Raw genomic sequence first — 19,121 nt, 5'->3', positions numbered from 1 at the left:
ATCGTTTTTGCAAATTTTTCTCCCATTTCTTTTGGCAATATCAACTTTTAGCAGTAACTTTGTTCTCAAATTACGAATTTTAACGCAAAAAATGGAAGATTTTGTTCATTTACACGTCCATACTCAGTATTCCATCCTCGATGGCCAGTCCAAGATTCCACGTCTGGTGGACAAGGCCATCAAGGATGGCATGAAGGGTATGGCAGTAACCGATCATGGTGTGATGTTCGGCATCAAGGAGCTGGTTGACTATTGCGGAAAGGTCAACAAAGACCGCAAGAAGGAGGGACTCGAACCCTTCAAGCCCATCATCGGTTGCGAGATGTATGTGGCACGACGCACCAAGGGCGACCGCGAGAAGGACAAGGGCGATATGAGTGGTTACCACCTCATCGTGCTCGCCAAGAACTATAACGGATACAAGAACCTCATCAAGCTGGTGAGCAATTCGTGGGTGGATGGATACTACATGCGCCCTCGAACCGACCGTGCCGACCTGGAGAAGTATCACGAAGACCTCATCGTCTGCTCGGCATGTATCGCCGGCGAGGTGCCAGCCAAGATCCTGAAGGGCGATATCGCCGGAGCCCGTGAGGCATGCGAGTGGTATCACAATCTCTTCGGCGATGACTATTACCTGGAGCTGCAGCGCCACAAGGTGCCCGATGATCCGAGCCTGCTCGCCAACCGCGAGGCTTACGAACTGCAGCAGAAGGCGAACAAGGTGCTCATCGAGTTTGCCAGGGAATACGGCATCAAGCTCGTGTGTACCAACGACTGCCACTTCGAGGACAAGGAGACTGCCGAGGCGCACGACCATCTGCTCTGCATCGCCACCGGCAAGGACCTGGACGATCCTAACCGCATGCGCTACTCCAAGCAGGAGTGGTTCAAGACCCGCGAGGAAATGAACGAAGTGTTCTCTGATATCCCCGAGGCGCTCTCGAATACCCTCGAAGTATTGGATAAGGTGGAAATCTACAGCATCGATCACGGTCCTATCATGCCGTTCTTCCCCATTCCGGAGAGTTTCGGTACCGAGGAGCAGCTGCGCCAGAAGGTGTCGGAAGAAGACCTCTACAGGGAGTTTACCACTGATGAGAACGGAGAAAACCAGCTGTCGCCCGAGGAAGGTCAGAAGGTAATCGACCGTCTGGGCGGCTACGACAAGATATACCGCATCAAGTTTGAGGCAGAATACCTGCGCCACCTCGCCTACGAGGGAGCCAGGAAGCTTTATGGCGATCCGCTGCCCGAGAATGTGGATGAGCACGTGAACTTCGAGCTTCACGTGATGAAGACCATGGGTTTCCCGGGCTACTTCCTCATCGTGTCCGACTTCATCAGGGCGGCACGCGAAGAGCTGGGCGTGATGGTGGGCCCGGGCCGTGGATCAGCGGCAGGTTCCGTAGTGGCATATTGCCTGGGAATCACCAAGATCGACCCTCTGAAGTACGACCTGCTGTTTGAGCGTTTCCTGAACCCAGACCGTGTGAACCTGCCTGATATTGATACCGACTTCGATGACGACGGCCGAGGCAAGGTGTTGCGCTGGGTAATGGATAAGTACGGTCACGAGAACTGTGCCCACATTATTACATACGGTTCGATGGCCACCAAGAACTCCATCAAGGATGTGGCGCGCGTAGAGAAGCTGCCTTTGGACAAGGCGAATGCACTCTGCAAGGCGATTCCAGACCGTTTGCCTGACGGTGCCAAGATGAACCTGACCAATGCCATCAAATATACCCCCGAGCTGAAGGAGGCAGAATACTCCAGCGACCCCCGCGAGAGCAATACCATCAAGTATGCCCGCATGCTCGAGGGTACCATCCGCGGCACGGGTATCCATGCCTGCGGATTCATCATCTGCCGCGACCCTATCAGCAACTGGGTGCCTGTATCTACCGCCGATGACCCTGATTTCCCGGGACTGAAGACGGCAGTAACCCAGTACGACGGTCACGTGATCGAAACCACCGGACTCATCAAGATGGACTTCCTGGGTCTGAAGACCCTCTCCGAGATGAAGGAGGCGTGCAAGGTGATCAAGCAGACCACGGGCGATGTCGTAGATCTCGATACCATCCCTATCGATGACGAGCTGACCTATCAGCTCTATCAGCGCGGCCAGACCATCGGAACCTTCCAGTTTGAGTCGCCGGGTATGCAGAAGTATCTCCGTGAGCTGAAGCCTACGGTTTTCGAGGACCTCATCGCCATGAACGCCCTCTACCGTCCAGGACCTATGGATTACATCCCCGACTTCATTGCCCGCAAGAACGGTCAGCAGGCCATCACCTACGATATCCCCTGCATGGAGAAATACCTCAAGGATACCTACGGCATCACGGTGTATCAGGAGCAGGTGATGCTCCTTTCCCGTCAGCTGGCAAGCTTCACCCGAGGCGAGTCGGATGCCCTCCGTAAGGCGATGGGTAAGAAGAAGAAGGCTATCGTAGATGCGATGAAGCCGAAGTTCATCAAGCAGGGACAGGAGAACGGCCACGATCCGGCTGTGCTCGAGAAAATCTGGGGCGACTGGGAGAAGTTTGCATCCTACGCCTTCAACAAGTCGCACGCCACCTGCTATTCCTGGGTAGCCTATCAGACTGCCTATCTCAAGGCGCACTATCCTGCCGAATATATGGCGGCGCTGATGACCCGACGCTTTGCACAGATTACCGAAATCACCAAGCTGATGGAGGAGTGCCAGTCGATGGGCATCAAGACCTTGGGACCGGATGTGAACGAGAGTTACCGCGTGTTCGGTGTGAACGAGCATGGAGAGATACGTTTCGGTCTTTCAGCCATCAAGGGTATGGGTGCTCCGGCCGCCGATGCCATCGTGGCAGAGCGCCTGAAGAACGGCCCTTATAAGAACATCTTCGATTTTGCCGAGCGCGTGGATTTCTCCAATGTCAACCGCAAGGCATTCGAAAGTCTGGCTTTGAGTGGCGGTTTCGACAGCTTCGGCATCCGCCGCGAGCAGTACTTCGGCAAGAACAGCAAGGGCGATACCTTCCTGGATACGCTCGTAAGATACGGTCAGCTCTACCAGCAGGAGCAGCGTGAGGCTGCCACCTCGCTCTTCGGAGGCGTAGAGGCGGTGGAGATAGCCACCCCTCCTATACCGGAAGCTGAATCCTGGAGCACCATCGAGAGGCTCAACAGGGAGCGTGAGCTCGTGGGCATCTATCTCTCGGCTCATCCGCTCGACGATTACGAAATCATCCTCCGCAACCTCTGCAATACCCACTGCTCTGAACTGGGCGACAAGGTGGAGCTTGCCAAGAAGGAGGATGTGGTGTTCGGCGGTATCATCACCGGGGTGAAATCCAAGTTCACCAAGACCGGAAAGCCGTGCGGCTTCGTCACCATCGAGGATTTCGAAGGATCGGGCGAGCTGGCGCTCTTCGGTGAGGACTGGGGCAACTGGCGCGGCATCATGGTAGAGGGCAGCACCATCTTCGTTACGGCGAAGTGTGTGTCCCGTTACGGCAACAGCAACTATCTTGACTTCAAGATCAGCACCGTGGAGTATCTCCAGACCGTGAAGGAGAACCGTCTGGAGAAGTTTACCATCATCGTGGACAGTACTGTGATAGACGAAACGCTGGTGAATGATATCAAGACGCTGGTGGAGAATGATGAGGGCAAGGCTCAGCTCTTCCTTCAGATTCACGATGCCGAGACCAAGACCAATGTGCTGCTGCGTGCGCAGGACCGCACGGTGGGAGTGAGCAGGGATCTGATACAGTTTGTCAACGACCATCCGAAGATGTCGTATCAGATCAATTAAAAATAATTCATGAGAATATTATTAACTATATAAAAAAGGAAGAAAAAATGGAAGTAACAATTACAACCGAGAATTTCGAGAGTTACAAGAATGGCGAGTTGCCATTGGTAGTAGATTTGTGGGCTACATGGTGTGGCCCTTGCCGTCAGATTGCTCCTATCGTGTCAGAATTGGCAGGGGAGTTTGACGGTAAGTTGGTAGTTGGTAAGTGTGATGTAGAGGAGAACGACGACATCGCAATGGAGTTTGGCGTTCGCAATATCCCTACCATCCTTTTCTTCAAGGGTGGCCAGCTCGTTGACAAGTTTGTTGGTGCAGCCAACAAGTCAACCCTCAAGGAGAAGTTTGAGGCTCTGCTGTAAGAGAGGGCAGACGACTAAAAAAATACGTCCCGGTGCGGCATCAGCTGCATCGGGACGTATGCTTTTTTGTTAGAATCCGAATTTGCGAAATAGCCTCTAGAATTCTACGCTTCTGCTACCATCTTCCTCTACGGTGATGGTCACCTTGGTACAATCCTCCGGCAGCAGGTCCTCGATGAGTTCCGGCCACTCCAGGAAGCAGAGGTTTCCGCTGTAGAAGTAATCCTCGTATCCCATATCATACACCTCATCAATTTTCTTGATGCGGTAGAAATCGAAATGGTAGATAGGATCGCCGTTTCCGGCAGTGTATTCGTTGACGAGAGCGAAGGTAGGCGAGGTGATTACATCCTCCACGCCCAGTTCCTCGCAGATAGCTTTTACGAAAGTTGTCTTTCCGGCACCCATCTTGCCATAGAAGGCAAAGACCTTGCCGTCGCCCATGTTCTGCAGGAATTCCTTGGCTGCAGCATGGATGTTGTCTAATGAATCAATCTTAATCTTCATATTTTTTACTTTGAACTTTGAATTTTGAACTTTGAACTTTATGATTACTATAAACTATTAACCAGTAACCGTTAAGTATTAACCGTTAACTATCACTGTTTTCTCTTTCTCGGTGTCAGTGTGATGATCGGAATGAGCATTTCCTCCATCGAGATGCCACCGTGCTGGAAGGTATCCTTGTAGTACGAAACGTAGTAATTGTAGTTGTTCGGATAGGCGAAGAAGGCGTCTCCGTAGGCAAAGACATACGATGTACTCAGGTTGGGAGCAGGCAACTGTGCCCTTTTCGGGTCCCTGATGGTGAAAACCTCCTTGGCATTGCAGGCCAGGTTCTTGCCCAGCTTGTAGCGCAGGTTGGTATTCGTGTTGCGGTCGCCGATGATCTTGATGGGCTTCGAGGCGCGGATGCTTCCGTGGTCGGTGGTGATCACCACCTTGCAGTCATCCTGCGACAGTCTTCTGAACAGTTCCGAGAGCACCGAGTGGCGCAGCCAGCTCTGCGTGATGCTGCGGTAGGCACTCTCCGTATTGGCGAGCTCGCGTACCATCTTCGATTCCGTCCGGGCATGCGAGAGCATGTCGATGAAGTTGATTACCAGCACGTTCAGGTCCTTCTCCCTGCATTCGTTGTAGTGCTCCATAAACCGGTCGGCGCCCTGCGAATCGTTCACCTTGTGATAGCTGAAGCTGTATCGCTTGCGGTATCTGTCGAGCATTGTCTGTATCAGCGGCTCCTCGTTCAGGTTCTTGCCCTCCTCCTCGTCTTCATCCACCCAGAGCTCCGGAAACATCTCGGCAATCCTGTTGGGCATCAGACCGCTGAAGATGGCGTTCCGGGCGTATTGCGTGGCGGTAGGCAGGATGCTCATATACATATCTTCGTCTATGTCGAACAGCTCGCCGATGTCAGCCGCCAGCATCTTCCACTGGTCGTATCTGAAGTTGTCTATCACGATGAGGAACACCTTCTCCCCCTTGTCCAGAATCGGGAAGATCCTGTTTCTGAAGACATCCGGGCTCATCATCGGGCGGTCGTCGGAAGAAGATGCATTCCCATTCTTCCCGGTATTCCCATTCTTCCCGGCATTCCCATTCCTCATCAGGTCTATCCATTCCAGATAGTTCCTGGCGATGAATTTGGCGAATCCGATGTTAGCCTCCTCCTTCTGCATGGCGAGCATCTCGGTCATCTGGCTGTCGGTATCGCTCAGTTCCAGTTCCCATTTCACGAGTCTTCTGTATATCTCCATCCAGTCGTGGCAGGTACGGCAGTCCATCATCTTCAGTGCAATCTGCTGGTAGTCCTGCTGGTATCCGCTCTGCGTCATCTCGGTCACGATATCCTTTTGGTGGATGTTCTTTTTCAGCGAGAGCAGAATCTGGCTCGGGTTGACGGGCTTGATGAGATAGTCGGCGATTTTCGACCCGATAGCCTGGTCCATGATGTTTTCCTCTTCGCTCTTGGTACACATCACAACGGGAGTAGCGGGCTGGATGTCCTTGATTTGCTGCAGGGTCTCCAGACCGCTCAGTCCAGGCATCATTTCATCGAGAAGGATGAGGTCGAAGGATTGCTGTCGGCATAGCTCGATGGCATCCGATCCATTGCTCACCGTGGCAACCTCGTAACCTTTTTTCTCCAGGAAGATGATATGTGCCTTGAGAAGCTCAATTTCATCATCGATCCATAGTAATAATCCGTTGCTCATATTGCATTATCCTTTTAGAGTATCATATTGCTGTATCCTTTTAGGATATATTTTTATTTTCGAGGTGCTAAAGTACAAAGAATAATTGAATGACGGAAGAGAGTTGTGGTTAAAGAAACTTAATTGAAAAAAAAAGGGTGTGTCATAAGTTTAGATTATGGCAGCCGAAGTCGGGCTGAAAGCCCAAAAGCTCCTAGCCCAGGGCATCGCCCTGGGTAATGTTGACAAAAAGTAAAGTCGCCCTGAAACCCAGGGCGTGGAACTCCAGCCCGAGGAGGTAAACGTGCGCCTGGGCAGGGTTTCGGGCAAGAAGGCGCAGAAGATGAAGGGCACTACGGCGATTCCCATATCTGGCTGCATCGCCTGAATCTTCAGGATTCTCGGTCTTTTTTATAATATTAAGACCGGGAATCCGTTATTATTATCGAAGATAAAAGTAATCAATCAAAAATAATAAAAAAAAGAAAGAAAAGAAGAAACAATGCTCAAGATTGTAATGATCATGCTATGCGGAATTGGTACGGGGTACCTGCTCCGCAACAAGAAAATGAGTTTTATCGGCCGTGTCATCACGGCGCTTATCTGGGTACTCCTCTTCCTGCTCGGCATCGAGGTGGGAGCGAACCCTCGTATTATCAATGGTCTTCAGACCCTGGGACTCGAAGCCATCGTGCTTACGATAGCCGGAAGTCTGGGTAGTGCAATCTTTGCGTGGGCATTGTGGAGATATGTCTGCAGAAAGGAGGCTGGAAATGAAAGGTAGTCTGATTATCGTAGGCTTCTTCGTGCTGGGCATCATCGTGGGAGTGTGGGATGTGATTCCTGCCAGTTTCCTGGCGAGCGACGTGAGCTATTATGCCCTCTGCTGCCTGATGTTCTGCGTGGGTATCAGCATCGGCTGCGATACTTCTATCCTGAAGAGTTTCAGAAAGGTGAATCCCCGGCTGATGATGCTGCCGGTGATGACCATCCTGGGAACCCTTGCCGGATGCGCGGCTGCCTCCCTGATACTGGGACACCGTCAGCTCTCCGACTGTCTCGCCATCGGTTCGGGCTTCGGATACTACTCATTGTCGAGCATCTTCATCACGCAGTATCGGGGTGCCGAGCTGGGAACCATCGCCCTGCTTGCCAACATCTTCCGTGAGATTCTCACCCTTCTTGGTGCGCCTCTGCTGGCGAAGTATTTCGGCAAGCTGGCACCTATCAGCGTAGGTGGAGCCACCACGATGGATACCACGTTGCCTATCATCACCCGCTATTCGGGCGAGAGCTTCATCATCGTTTCCATCTTCCACGGCTTCTGCGTAGATTTCTCCGTACCGTTTCTGGTTACCTTCTTCTGTTCGCTCTAACGGCTTCCTTGCCGCTAGAGCTTTCTTGCTTTATCAGAATCCATTCAGCTCGATGTATTCATCATCGGCTTCAGATTCTGGGGCATTCGAGTCATCGAAGTAGATGCCGGTATCGGTATCTTCTGCTGGCTGGCCCTCGATATCGATTCCATTATCTTCAGGATTCTTCTTCTGAGAATCATTTTCTTCCTTCTGGGAATCCTTTTTCTGAGAATTTTCTTCCTCCAGAGCATCTTCCTCCTTCTGGGAATCCTTATCCACTACGATTTCCGTTGGCTCCATCAGCAGGCGCATCTTGCTGATCTTCAGCGGTGCAAAGTGGCGGGTATAGAACTTGTCGTAATCATCATACGAGAGATTTCTGCCCAGAAGTTCGAGGTTCGGCTCGCTGATTACGTAGCTTCTCGCCTTGGAAATCAGACGGAGGATGCCGGCTTGCTGATGCAGCTCGTTGGCATACTGGCGCGCCTCGTCGTAGTTCTGGAAACCGCTTACCTGCAGGCGATGCAACCCCTGGAGGTCTTCGATGCTGATGTCGAAATTGCGCGCCATATAGGTGGTGAAGTTATACTTGGCTACCTCGAAGAGCAGCTGGTTCTCGTTGACGGAATCTGGACTGTAGGCGAGCTGGAAGACAAAACGGTCGTTGCGGTCGGCTGAGAATCCTTTCTGCCGGGTGGAGTCCTGGGAGCTGAGCACATAGCTGCGTTTCGCCCAGACATTACTCAGGTCGAACTTTCCGCCGTAGAGTCGTCTTCCGGCATTCACGCCGTTTACGATCATTCCCGCCATCTCGCTCAACCGACTGTTGGGATATTGCGCTATCACCTGGTTCATCTTTTCCAGACATTCGGAAACCTTGCCCTCGTTGAGCTGGGTCATACCGCTGATGAAGAGGAACTTGTCGCGGTTGGCGCCAGTAGGGAACCGCTTGTCTGATATTTCCGAGTTGTGCATCACCACCTCGTACTTGCCCTCCTTGAATGCCTGGTAGGTGAGGGTGTAGATGGAATCTTCGATGTGCACACCCATCCTCGCATTCTCCAGATAGTAAGGGTCGGAGAGGAGGGCTGTGAACTGGCTTTCAGGGTAATCCTTCTTTAATTTATCGACATAACTGTTCGCCATCTGAGTTTGCTTCTTTCTGGAATAAAGCAGATACAGATGGTAATAGGCTTCGTCGAGATGCTTGAAATCCGGGTAGTTGTCCACCAGTCGGAGCAGCATCTTCTCGCTCAGAGCCAGGTTGTCGAGCCGGTCCTTGAAGATGATTCCGGCATGGTATAAGCCATTCGCCAGGAGCTGGTTGCTCGCTGACATCTGCTCTGGGGTGAACGGAATCTGAGCCAGATAATAAGCCCGCTGATGAGGGTCGAGGCTGGTGCTGTCGGCAGATGGCTTGCCGGATTCTTTCTGGGATAAAGAATGGGATAGAGAATCTCGTGATGCATCATTTAATGCATCATTCTGAAGCTTGGAATCTTGTGCAGAATCTTGACCTTGAGCTGAATCTGAACCTTGCTCAGAATCTGTTCCTTGAGCGATATTCGTTTCTTGCGCCGAAGCTACAACTGTTTTGTTGATTCGCTGCCAGTTGTCGAGGTTCTTTCGCTTGCCCCAGAGTTTCTCGAAGAGCGCCTTACCTTGGCTTACGGCTACAGGGGAATAGAAATACCAGGTATTGGTATTTCCGAATCCATTTCCTGATGCATTCCCGAATCCGTTTCCGGAATCATTCCCGGAACCATTCCCATCAACTCCTCCTTCAAATTCCGAATTCATCTCTGCACCGTTGTCCCATCTCCTTCTTTCTTCCTCTTTCTCCTTTCTTTTCAGGGCAGCTATCACACGGTCGATGGCTGCATTTCTGTCTCTCTCGTCCATTTTGGCAAGAGACTGCAGGGAATCCTGGAGGGCGATGGCATCGGTATAAGGCACCAGCTCGTCTAGCACCTTGGAGCGATGAGCCAGTTGCGGATAATCCTTTCTGTCCTGGTCGAGCAAGCCGATAGCTTCGCCATAGCAGCGCTTGGCATCAGCATATCGTCCGGTTTCCCAATACAGATTGCCCAGACGCAGCAGGAGTACACCCTTCTCGATGCCGTTTCGGGTAGCCTTCCGGTTGCCTTTTTCGTAGGCATAGATGGCACGCAGGGTATCTTTCTGGGCCAGGTGGATATTGCCGATGGCATAATATACCTGGTCCTGATAATCCTTGTTCTTATCCGATGCCGCCATGCGCTTGAGTCGGCTAATCATCTTCCTGCTGTTGCCCGAAGCCAAGACCTCGGTGATGGCGATGCGGGCATTAAACTCCAGTTCGTAGGGCGGATTGAGCCGGATGACGTGGCGAAAAGCCTGATAAGCCTCCTGCTGGTTGCCGATGGAAGCCTGCAACTGTCCCATCAGATACCACTGGCGGGCTTTCTGCTTGTGTCGCATCTCATGGCTTATCACCTTCCTGAGATAGGGAATCGCCTTCGGGGCATCACCCGTGTGGATATAGTAATCGGCGAAGGCATAATCCCATTCCTTCTGGGCACGCCAGTGGATGGAATCGCGCTGGATGTTGCGGATCACATCTTCTGCATCGTAGGTCCATCCCTGCTCGATATAGCATTTGGCAAGCCAGGCGCGTGCCTTGCCGTAGATGGCAGGCTGGGTGGAGTAAAGGCGGCTCATATAGGCGAAGGTGGCAGCAGCCCCCTCGAAATCCCCTTTCTGGAATTGCGAGCGGCCCATCAGCATCCACGCTTTCCATAAAAACGGATTGTATTCCCTGCGACTGAGCCATTCGATGTCTTTCGCCGTCTTTCTCTTGCCGGGTTCCCATACGGGGCGGCGCTTGATGCTGTGCTGGTGGATGGCTTTCTCGCATTTCTCGATGGCACGGTCGAAGTTGGCTTTGCCCAGATCGCGGCTGTTCTTATTGCCTACGGTATAGAGCGGAATCTGCTCCGTAAAGTTGTCCCGGTTGCCTTCTTCCTTCTCCAGCGCCCCGTCGATATAAGCCACGGTACCATTATAATAGGTATTGTATCGGGCATTAAAGGCATGCCACCACCTGCTCTGCGCCGTATTCTTCTGCGTAGAGCATCCCGTAAGGCTCGCTGCAATCACAGCGAGTCCTATCAGAAAAAGGAGCTGGATGGGGCTTTTGCCTTTCATGCTTTCTATTGTTTATCTGGCATCTTTTTCCTGATGCCCAGGACGATTTTGGCGAGTGCGAATACCACGATGCTGATGAAGATGATGGTGGCACCCGATGGCACGTTGAGCAGATAACTGATGTAGAGACCGGCGATGCAGTCTATCCATCCCAGGATGATGCTTGCCCATATCATCTGCCTGTAATTGTAGGTGAAGAGGTTGGCGGTCATCTGCGGAATGGTGAGCAGACTGATGGCGAGCACGATGCCCACCATTTTCAGTGTAGCCACGATGGTCATGGCGATGAGCGTCATCATCAGGTATTCGATGGCTGTAACCGGCAGGTGCTGCGAACGGGCGAAGGTACTGTCGAATGCGATGTTCTGGATAGGGCGCAGGAGAAAGGTGAAGAGGAGGGCTACGATGAGGGCGAGTCCGCCCAGCAGCCACAGGTCTGCGCTGTCGATGGCAAGGATGCTTCCGAAGAGGAAGGAGGGCAGGTCGGGCATGAATCCTGGAGTCAGGAAGCAGCAGATGATGCCCACGCTCATTCCCAGGGTCCAGAACATGGCGATGGCGGAATCCTTCCGCACATCTTTCTTGCGTGATATCCATTGCACTCCGAAGGCGCTGAGGATGGCGAAAACCATGGCGGAGAGTATCGGATTGATTCCTGTAAACACGCCGATGCCGATGCCTCCGAAAGAGGCATGGGTGATGCCGCCGCTGATGAATACCAATCGGCGGGTAACGATGTAGGTTCCGATAAAGCCGCACAGGATGCTTGCCAGAAAGGCGCCTATCAGTGCGTTTTGGAAAAATGTATATTGTAGTATATCCATTCTTTTACTTTGAACTTTGAACTTTGAGCTTTGAACTTTATGATTAGCAAAGCTGCTTAACTTAGAACTGCAAATTTCTAGCTTAAAAAGCCGATGACTTCATCCTTCAGCTGGTTGGGCAGGTTGATGCCTCTCAGTATCAGACTTCTGTTCCATCCAGCCACTTCTTCCGGCTGCATGGTATAGAGCACTTCCGAAAATTCCTCAACCTCCTCATCGGTATAGGCGTCGGCATCCCGACCGGCAAAGCGGTCGAGATCCTCATCATCGTAATATTCTATTTCTTTGGTGGCGGCTTCCATCATGCACTCCTGCTCGCACTTCGAGTTCTCACCGTTGCAGGTGTTGCACGATACGCCTTCCTGCAGAGGCTCCTCGTCCTCTCCCCTGCGGTGAGATACGATTCCGAATATGGCGCTGATCAGGCCTAATGCCACCAGGGCTAAAACTAAATATAGCATAAACAATTAACTATCAACTATTAACTTTCAACTATCTCAAACCCTACTTTCTTCAGGTCTTCCCAATAATGAGGATAGGATTTGCTCACTACCTCCGGATTGTTGATCTCGATCTGAGGGAACTTGAAGGCGAGAGGGGCGAATGCCATCGCCATACGATGATCCTCGTAGGTATCGATTGGAGCAAATGAAGGCTCGCAGGTTTCGCCATCCCAATACAGAGTGTTGTCGTTTTCATCGTGGATGACATAGCCCACCTTCTTCAACTCTGTCTTCAGTGCCTCGATGCGGTCGGTCTCCTTGATCTTCAAGCTGGCAAGACCCGTGAACTTGAACTTCACACCCAAGGCACAGCAGGCTACCACGATGGTCTGAGCCAGATCTGGTGAACCGGAGAAATCGTAATCGAATTTCGGCAGAAGACAGCGGTTTGCCTTCAGCATGACATTCGAAAGATGGTCATGGTTCTCAAATTCACTTTTCACTCCCAGCAGACTGAAGATGTATTTCACCACGGAATCTCCCTGCTTCGAGCAGTCCATCAAGCCTTCGAGCTGGATTCTGGAGTCGATGTTGCCATTCAGTGCCATCATCTCATACCAGTAGGAAGAAGCACTCCAGTCGTTCTCTATCATATAAGAAGTCTCCTTGTAAGGCTGTGGCTTCACGGTGATGGTGTCCATATCCGTCCAGTCGGCATCGGCACCATATTCCTTCATCGTCCAGAGCGTAAGGTCGATGTAAGGGCGGGATGCAATCTCTCCTGTCAACTTCAGTTCCAGTCCGTTCTTCAGAATCGGACCGATCATCAGAAGCGCCGAGATGTATTGCGAACTGATATTGCCCACTACCTCCAGGTGTCCGCCTTCCAGCGCCTTGCCCCGGATATGGAGTGGGGGATAACCTTCCTTCTTCTCGTAGGTGATGTCGGCACCCAGATAGCGCAGGGCATCTACGAGGATGCCGATAGGACGGTTCTGCATGCGCTCGGTGCCGGTGATGGTATGCTCGCCGGGGGTGGCAGAGAGATAGGCGGTCATGAAACGCATGGCCGTGCCTGCTGCCTTGATGTTGATGACCTCGGGCATATTCTGAAGGGCGGCAACGATTACTTCCGTATCATCGCAGTCGCTCAAGTTGTCGGGTTGGATATGGCTTCCAGCCATCGCACTGATTACGAGAGCTCGGTTGCTGATACTCTTGGATGCTGGCAAGTTGATACTTGCGTTCAGTTGGCTTGGTGCCTTGATGGTATATTTTATCATACGCGTACCTTATATTATATATATTTTAGTGCAAAAGTACAAAATAAAAAGTATATACGCTAGTTTTCTTGCGAAAAGTTTTCGAAATATCTCAAAAAAAAGCATGGGCTGCCGTGCTCTGTTTTCATCTCTTGCTATCAATATGTAAACGAGATGGGGTAAATAATGGGGTATATGGAGATATGCCGATTTCAAAGTGTAAAAATCGACCCCCTAAAATGTCAAATTGTAATTTTGTGTGCGTTTTCTTTCAAAAAGTAAAACTGACCCCAAAAATAACATAAAATAGCGTTAAGGAATGATACAACTTACCGGAATTTGTAGTACCTTTGCATCAGAAAAAAGAAACAACAGACAATAAGTAACAATCTAAAAATAAAAAATATGAAACGAATTATATTATTCTCATTGATGGCTCTCATGACCGTAGCTACTTTCGGTCGCAAGCACGTAGAGAATGCAACAGTAGTAGCAGACACTATTTTCTATGCAGAAAATATGAGTAATGTAGCTAGTGCAGATCAGGCTAGTTATTACAGATTGCTGATGACTACCGGCGCTGGCATCAATAAGAAGGATGTGTTCCAGGACTTCTATATGAACGGTAATCTTCGTGCCGAGGGTGGCTACAGCTTCATCGATCTCGGTAACGACCGCAATACTATCTTTAATGGTGAGGTTACTACTTACTACAAGAATGGTAAGGAGAAGTGGCACGGAAAGTATGTTAACGGCAAGCGTGAGGGATATTTCACTCTCCAGCTCCGTGAAGGTGGCGTGGCTATCGTTCAGTTCAAGAATGGTAAGTCTATTCACAATTACTTCATGGTAACATACAAGGATGGTACCACTGAGAAGAGAAATCTCTCTGAGATTCAGTCTTTGATGTAGAAGATCTCTAGAATAGAAAATCTCTCTTAAATTAAATAGAAAATCTCTCTTAAATTAAATAGAAAAATCTCTCTTAAATTAAATAGAAAAATCTCTCTTAAATTAAATAGAAAAATCTCTCTTATATAAATTAAAATTTTATGTTGATATGACCAATATGGGGATGGCTTCCGGGAGGAAGGTACATCCCCTTTATTTTTCTGATATATGCATAACTGAAAAAAGGTCTGGCGATGATATTCGCCAGACCTTTTTACAATATTTAGAGTGCCAGGTCAACCTCTACCGGGCAGTGGTCGCTGCCCATGATGTCGGTATGAATCTTGGCTTCTGTAATCTGTTCTCTCAAGCGGTCGGATACCAGGAAGTAGTCGATGCGCCAGCCGGCATTCTTCTCACGTGCCTTGAATCGGTATGACCACCACGAATAGGTAATCTCTTCGGGATGCAGATAGCGGAAGGTATCTGTAAAGCCGTCGTTCAGAAGCTCGGTCATCTTCTCGCGCTCCTCGTCGGTAAAACCGGCATTGCGACGGTTGGTCTTCGGATTCTTGATATCTATCTCCTGATGTGCCACGTTCAGGTCGCCGCAGACCACCACAGGCTTCTTGGCATCCAAGGCCTTCAGAAACTTGCGGAAATCATCTTCCCAGGTCATACGGTAATCCAGTCGCTTCAACTCGGTCTGGGAGTTCGGGGTATAGCAGGTTACGAGATAGAAGTTGTCATACTCCAGGGTGATGACTCTTCCTTCGTGGTCGTGCTCCTCCACGCCCATACCGTAGCTCACGCTCAGTGGCTGGTGGCGGGTATAGATGGCTGTGCCCGAATATCCCTTCTTCTCGGCATAGTTCCAGTAGCTTTCGTAGCCATCGAACTTCAGGTCGAGCTGACCTTCCTGCATCTTGGTCTCCTGCAGGCAGAAGAAGTCGGCATCGAGCGCCTTGAATTGGCTCTCGAAGTCCTTGCCCACGCAAGCACGCAGGCCATTCACGTTCCAGGATATAAACTTCATATTACTTTGAACTTTGAACTTTGAACTTTGAACTTTGAATTTTGAACTTTGAACTCTTTAGATTCTCTTGCTCTCACCTCTGAGCAGGCTCATGAACTCCTGACGGGTGTTCAGTGAATTAAATACGCCGCTGTAATCGCTGGTAGTAGTGATGGAGTTCTGCTTCTCCACGCCACGCATCTGCATGCACATGTGCTTAGCTTCTATCACCACCATCACGCCCTGAGGATTCAAGGTCTCCTGGATGCAGTCCTTGATCTGCTGGGTAAGGCGCTCCTGCACCTGAAGGCGGTGGCTGAAGATATCTACCACGCGGGCAATCTTGCTCAGTCCGGTAATCTTGCCGTTAGGGATGTAAGCCACGTGTACCTTGCCATAGAAAGGCAGCATGTGATGCTCGCAGAGAGAGAAGAAATCAATGTCCTTCACGATGACCATCTGGTCGTATTTCTCCTCAAAGAGGGCATCGGTCAACACCTTGTGAGCATCCTGATAGTAGCCGCGGGTCAATACCTGCATCGCCTTGGCTACGCGCATAGGAGTCTTGACAAGTCCTTCGCGCTCTGTGTCTTCACCCAGGAGCTTCAATACTTCCTTATAGTGTCCTGCGAGTTCATCCAATCCCTCGCGAAATTCTGTTTCTGGATTCATATCTTATATACTTTGAACTTTGAATTTTGAACTTTGAACTTTATGAATAGTAAGACTGTTGAATTCTTCACTCTTCACTCTTCACTCTTCACTCTTCACTTTTCACTCTTCACTTACTTTAATATTGCACGGTAATCTGTCCCTTTACCAGGCATGCCTGTCTGTATCCCAGGGCTTTCACCTTGGCTAGCACCTTCTTAGCCTCGCCCAGTTCGCGGAAGTTGCCCATGCGGCAAATCCATCTTGGCGAGTAGAAGTGCACATATACAGGCTGGTCTGGGAACTTCATCTTGATGTTGTTGCCCGTCTGTTCAGCCTTCAGTCGGTCGTTGCGTGAGTTACCTCCGGCAAAGATCTGTACTCTATATCCTGTAACCTTATAGCTTCTGCGCATTACCTTCTTGCGCATGTCCACTACAGGCATCTCGGTTTCTTCCTGATGTGTCTCAGCCTTCTGTGCATTGTTTCCATGCTGTTTCTCCTTGGCAGTTTCGTGCTGTGGCTCGGCCTTCTTGAGCGAGTCTGGAGTCTGCTTGTGAGAGTCCGGAGTCTGCTTGTGCTGGGCAGCTGGAGTTACTTCTTTATGCTGAGTATCTGTTGGTTTCTTCTGTGGTTGTGGGGTAGTCTTAGTCTTATCGTCCTGTGGATTCACCTGATTCGTATGGGTTGGAACCTGTTTTCCGTTCACCAATTCGTCGATAGCCTTGCTTTGGTGTACGGTCACGACACCCTGTCCTGGATTCTTCTGCTTGAGATAATCCAAGTAAGTCTGCGCATTCATCTGGATAGATGAGCAGAGGATGAAAATCAATAATGTGACGAATTGTTTCATGACTATACCTTATTTAATATATATATACCTTTTATTAATATATAATGTGTCAGCAATCTGCTTCTGTCATCCTATAAAGATAGGGAAAGGGATGCCCCCAGGAAAGAAGGCATCCCCTTTGGTAAATATCCTTGTGAGATTACTTCTTCCAAGCGTCGATGATACCCTTGAAATCAGCAGCCTTCAAAGAAGCACCACCGATCAAACCACCGTCGATGTTTGGCTTAGCGAAGAGCTCAGGAGCGTTGCTAGCCTTGCAGCTACCACCGTAGAGGATAGATGTCTCCTCAGCAGCCTCGTTGCCATACTTCTCTGCTACGATTGAGCGGATGTATGCCAACATCTCCTCAGCCTGGTCAGAAGTAGCAGTCTTACCTGTACCGATAGCCCAGATTGGCTCGTAAGCGAGGATGATGTTCTTCCAAGCGTCAGCGCTCAAGTGGAATACTGAACCCTCCAACTCAGCCTTAACAACCTCGTTCTGCTTCTCAGCCTCACGCTCCTCGAGAGTCTCACCGCAGCAGAAGATAACCTTCAAACCGTTAGCCAAAGCCAACTCTACCTTCTCCTTCAAGATCTCTGCAGTCTCGCCATAGTACTGACGACGCTCTGAGTGACCGAGGATAACGTACTGAGCACCTGTGCTCTTTACCATCTCAGCTGAAACCTCACCTGTGAAAGCACCCTTAGCCTTGTCAGCGCAGTTCTCAGCACCGAGACCTACAATCTCTGAATCCAAAACCTGAGCTACAGAAGCCAAGTGGATGAATGGAGTACAGATTACTACGTCACAGTTTGGCTTGTCTGCTACCAATGCCTCGTTGATCTCCTTAGCGAGAGCAACACCGTCCTGCAGGTTCATGTTCATTTTCCAGTTGCCTGCTACAATTTTCTTTCTCATTTTTCTTTTCTTTTTAAAAGTTGATAATATTCTGTTTGAATTCTCTTTCTTTCTGATCCAGGCACCCCATGCCCAAAGCCGGTCGGCGATGGTAAGGAGTACCAGCGGGATGACAAACCAGGAGATGATGCCGGCTATCTTCTTGGCGGCACTTACTTCCGGCATCTTGCCGATTTCTGTCTTCTCCAGCGGTTTGCCTGCCAGGTCTGCCATCTTAGGCAGGTCGTTGTGGCTCCATTTCCTGATGATGGTTCCGTCTTTCAGCAGCAGCAGTCCCGGGTTGCTGCGTATCACGGTCTTCAGCGTCGTCTCGTCTGTGATGTAGAACGGGTATTCCGCTCCCGTGATGTCTTGCCAGTGCCTGATGGCTTTCTCCGTACTTGCCGTGAGGCAGAGGAAGGGATATCCATGGTCGGTGGCATATTCGTATATCTCGTCGATGCTTCCGAAGTTGCTGTCATCGGCAAAGTCGAGATGCGGCGAGATGAGCAGGAAGGTGTAGCCCTTGCGGTGAATCACTTCCTGGGTGATGTCTTCGCCCGTCTTCATATCTTCTATGCTGAAGTCGTGGATAGGAGGCACGTAGCCTTCTTCGGTCTGCACCGTCTTGCTGTCGATGAAGGTCCAGGTAGAGTCGGGATAGTTGTCTATCGTAAACTCCTTCCGTTCGCCGTTCTTCTCCAGGATGAAGGTGGTATCAAACTTCGGCTGCTTGGCTCCCTTCGGAATCTCCATACCCTTGGCGATGTTGGCGCCGATGTGATAAGGGCGGAAGTCGAACTGCGGCAGATACCACAGGCTCCAGAGGCTCATCACGATGGAGAAGAGGAAGGTGTAGTTGATCACCACCCACTGTGTCTGTCTCGAAATGAGTCTCGGCATCTCCAGCGGCTTTCTCCAGAGCAGGATGGCGAATATCAGGAGGATGATGTTCTTGATGAATGTCTCCATATTGGTGAGCACTACGGCATCACCGAAGCATCCGCAATCCTTTACTGGGTCTGCGATGACGATCCAGAGTGTAATCAGCGTCATCACGATCATCACGGCAAGGGTGATCTTGCTCATCAGTCTCCGTCGGATGGCGAAGAGGAGGAAGATACCGATGGCAAACTCAGCAGTGGCAAGCAATACCGACATCACCAGGGTGCTCCAGTCGGGAAATATCCAGTCGATATGCAGCGCTTCCAGATAGTCGGTTATCTTGTATTGCGTGCCCAGTGGATCCATTCCCTTCACGAATCCTGAGAAGATGAAGGTTACAGCCACGAGCAGTCGCCCGATATTCACCGATGTTTTTGTTATAATCTGCTTTGCCGTCATATCATTTTCCTCTTTTACCTGATAGAATGAGCCTTTTTGTTTATAGGATGAGCCT

The 19,121-nt window shown here is 50.4% G+C and carries 15 protein-coding genes; 5 read left to right on the top strand and 10 right to left on the bottom strand.

All coding sequences use genetic code 11. From position 1 onward, the window contains the following. The first annotated feature begins 91 nt into the window (after positions 1-91). Positions 92-3,802 (top strand): DNA polymerase III subunit alpha, encoded by a 3,711-nt coding sequence (gene dnaE / locus DXD25_RS00975; RefSeq protein WP_117661370.1) that lies wholly within the window; start codon positions 92-94, stop codon positions 3,800-3,802. Positions 3,803-3,849: 47 nt separating this feature from the next. After that, complete coding sequence (gene trxA / locus DXD25_RS00970) at positions 3,850-4,164, top strand: thioredoxin (protein ID WP_117661369.1); 315 nt, start codon at positions 3,850-3,852, stop codon at positions 4,162-4,164. Between the two features lie 96 nt (positions 4,165-4,260). Here the strand turns inward: trxA and tsaE are convergent, their stop codons facing one another. Both tsaE and DXD25_RS00960 read right to left on the bottom strand, forming a co-directional pair. Continuing rightward, positions 4,261-4,671, bottom strand: coding sequence for a tRNA (adenosine(37)-N6)-threonylcarbamoyltransferase complex ATPase subunit type 1 TsaE (gene tsaE / locus DXD25_RS00965; protein ID WP_089544028.1), 411 nt, complete (start codon positions 4,669-4,671; stop codon positions 4,261-4,263). 92 nt (positions 4,672-4,763) lie between these two features. Continuing rightward, positions 4,764-6,380 (bottom strand): bifunctional response regulator/alkaline phosphatase family protein, encoded by a 1,617-nt coding sequence (locus DXD25_RS00960; protein WP_117661368.1) that lies wholly within the window; start codon positions 6,378-6,380, stop codon positions 4,764-4,766. A 481-nt stretch (positions 6,381-6,861) separates the two neighbouring features. On the opposite strand from DXD25_RS00960, the gene DXD25_RS00955 reads away from it, so the two are divergent. Both DXD25_RS00955 and DXD25_RS00950 read left to right on the top strand, forming a co-directional pair. Next, on the top strand, positions 6,862-7,143 hold the full coding sequence (locus DXD25_RS00955; protein ID WP_089544018.1) for a LysO family transporter: 282 nt from the start codon (positions 6,862-6,864) through the stop codon (positions 7,141-7,143). Beyond that, positions 7,133-7,735: a lysine exporter LysO family protein gene (locus tag DXD25_RS00950; RefSeq protein WP_089544017.1), complete on the top strand. Its 603-nt coding sequence runs from the start codon at positions 7,133-7,135 to the stop codon at positions 7,733-7,735. Before DXD25_RS00955 ends, DXD25_RS00950 begins: the two co-directional genes overlap by 11 nt. A 33-nt stretch (positions 7,736-7,768) precedes the next feature. On the opposite strand, the gene DXD25_RS00945 is transcribed toward DXD25_RS00950, so the two are convergent. From DXD25_RS00945 to DXD25_RS00930, 4 genes are all read right to left on the bottom strand, one after another. Then, positions 7,769-10,903 carry a tetratricopeptide repeat protein gene (locus tag DXD25_RS00945; protein WP_117661367.1) on the bottom strand — a complete coding sequence of 1,045 codons (3,135 nt, stop codon included), beginning with the start codon at positions 10,901-10,903 and terminating at the stop codon, positions 7,769-7,771. Positions 10,904-10,908: 5 nt separating this feature from the next. Continuing rightward, on the bottom strand, positions 10,909-11,727 hold the full coding sequence (locus DXD25_RS00940) for a metal ABC transporter permease (RefSeq protein WP_117661366.1): 819 nt from the start codon (positions 11,725-11,727) through the stop codon (positions 10,909-10,911). A gap of 77 nt (positions 11,728-11,804) precedes the next feature. Continuing rightward, entirely contained in the window at positions 11,805-12,188 is a 384-nt protein-coding gene (locus DXD25_RS00935) for a hypothetical protein (protein ID WP_117661365.1), read from the bottom strand. A gap of 20 nt (positions 12,189-12,208) precedes the next feature. Then, complete coding sequence (locus DXD25_RS00930) at positions 12,209-13,450, bottom strand: 3-phosphoshikimate 1-carboxyvinyltransferase (protein ID WP_117661425.1); 1,242 nt, start codon at positions 13,448-13,450, stop codon at positions 12,209-12,211. Positions 13,451-13,837: 387 nt separating this feature from the next. Between DXD25_RS00930 and DXD25_RS00925 the strand changes: the two genes are divergently transcribed. Beyond that, entirely contained in the window at positions 13,838-14,344 is a 507-nt protein-coding gene (locus DXD25_RS00925; protein ID WP_117661364.1) for a hypothetical protein, read from the top strand. A gap of 262 nt (positions 14,345-14,606) precedes the next feature. Here DXD25_RS00925 and DXD25_RS00920 read toward each other — a convergent pair whose 3' ends face one another. The 4 genes from DXD25_RS00920 to DXD25_RS00905 all read right to left on the bottom strand — a co-directional run bounded on the left by DXD25_RS00920 (position 14,607) and on the right by DXD25_RS00905 (position 19,066). After that, the gene (locus DXD25_RS00920) at positions 14,607-15,359 is read right to left on the bottom strand and encodes an exodeoxyribonuclease III (protein ID WP_117661363.1); all 753 of its coding nucleotides are present in this window, start codon (positions 15,357-15,359) and stop codon (positions 14,607-14,609) included. 57 nt (positions 15,360-15,416) lie between these two features. After that, on the bottom strand, positions 15,417-16,010 hold the full coding sequence (folE, locus tag DXD25_RS00915; RefSeq protein ID WP_089544011.1) for a GTP cyclohydrolase I FolE: 594 nt from the start codon (positions 16,008-16,010) through the stop codon (positions 15,417-15,419). 118 nt (positions 16,011-16,128) lie between these two features. Further along, a complete protein-coding gene (locus DXD25_RS00910; RefSeq protein WP_117661362.1) occupies positions 16,129-16,842 on the bottom strand; it encodes an SPOR domain-containing protein in 714 nt (237 codons plus the stop codon). Between the two features lie 139 nt (positions 16,843-16,981). Next, positions 16,982-19,066 carry a BT_3928 family protein gene (locus tag DXD25_RS00905; RefSeq protein WP_117661361.1) on the bottom strand — a complete coding sequence of 695 codons (2,085 nt, stop codon included), beginning with the start codon at positions 19,064-19,066 and terminating at the stop codon, positions 16,982-16,984. Positions 19,067-19,121: the final 55 nt, after the last annotated feature.

Origin of the sequence: Prevotella sp. TF12-30 (assembly GCF_003436715.1) — a bacterium.
Taxonomy (GTDB): domain Bacteria; phylum Bacteroidota; class Bacteroidia; order Bacteroidales; family Bacteroidaceae; genus Prevotella; species Prevotella copri_A.
This window is presented reverse-complemented; position numbering and strand designations above follow the sequence as displayed.

What these genes read in the sequence shown, in the direction of transcription:
- dnaE (WP_117661370.1), top strand. Translation starts at nt 92, where the DNA reads ATGGAAGATTTTGTTCATTTACACGTCCATACTCAGTATTCCATCCTC.
- trxA (WP_117661369.1), top strand. Translation starts at nt 3,850, where the DNA reads ATGGAAGTAACAATTACAACCGAGAATTTCGAGAGTTACAAGAATGGC.
- tsaE (WP_089544028.1), bottom strand. Translation starts at nt 4,671, where the DNA reads ATGAAGATTAAGATTGATTCATTAGACAACATCCATGCTGCAGCCAAG.
- DXD25_RS00960 (WP_117661368.1), bottom strand. Translation starts at nt 6,380, where the DNA reads ATGAGCAACGGATTATTACTATGGATCGATGATGAAATTGAGCTTCTC.
- DXD25_RS00955 (WP_089544018.1), top strand. Translation starts at nt 6,862, where the DNA reads ATGCTCAAGATTGTAATGATCATGCTATGCGGAATTGGTACGGGGTAC.
- DXD25_RS00950 (WP_089544017.1), top strand. Translation starts at nt 7,133, where the DNA reads ATGAAAGGTAGTCTGATTATCGTAGGCTTCTTCGTGCTGGGCATCATC.
- DXD25_RS00945 (WP_117661367.1), bottom strand. Translation starts at nt 10,903, where the DNA reads ATGAAAGGCAAAAGCCCCATCCAGCTCCTTTTTCTGATAGGACTCGCT.
- DXD25_RS00940 (WP_117661366.1), bottom strand. Translation starts at nt 11,727, where the DNA reads ATGGATATACTACAATATACATTTTTCCAAAACGCACTGATAGGCGCC.
- DXD25_RS00935 (WP_117661365.1), bottom strand. Translation starts at nt 12,188, where the DNA reads ATGCTATATTTAGTTTTAGCCCTGGTGGCATTAGGCCTGATCAGCGCC.
- DXD25_RS00925 (WP_117661364.1), top strand. Translation starts at nt 13,838, where the DNA reads ATGAAACGAATTATATTATTCTCATTGATGGCTCTCATGACCGTAGCT.
- DXD25_RS00920 (WP_117661363.1), bottom strand. Translation starts at nt 15,359, where the DNA reads ATGAAGTTTATATCCTGGAACGTGAATGGCCTGCGTGCTTGCGTGGGC.
- folE (WP_089544011.1), bottom strand. Translation starts at nt 16,010, where the DNA reads ATGAATCCAGAAACAGAATTTCGCGAGGGATTGGATGAACTCGCAGGA.
- DXD25_RS00910 (WP_117661362.1), bottom strand. Translation starts at nt 16,842, where the DNA reads ATGAAACAATTCGTCACATTATTGATTTTCATCCTCTGCTCATCTATC.
- DXD25_RS00905 (WP_117661361.1), bottom strand. Translation starts at nt 19,066, where the DNA reads ATGACGGCAAAGCAGATTATAACAAAAACATCGGTGAATATCGGGCGA.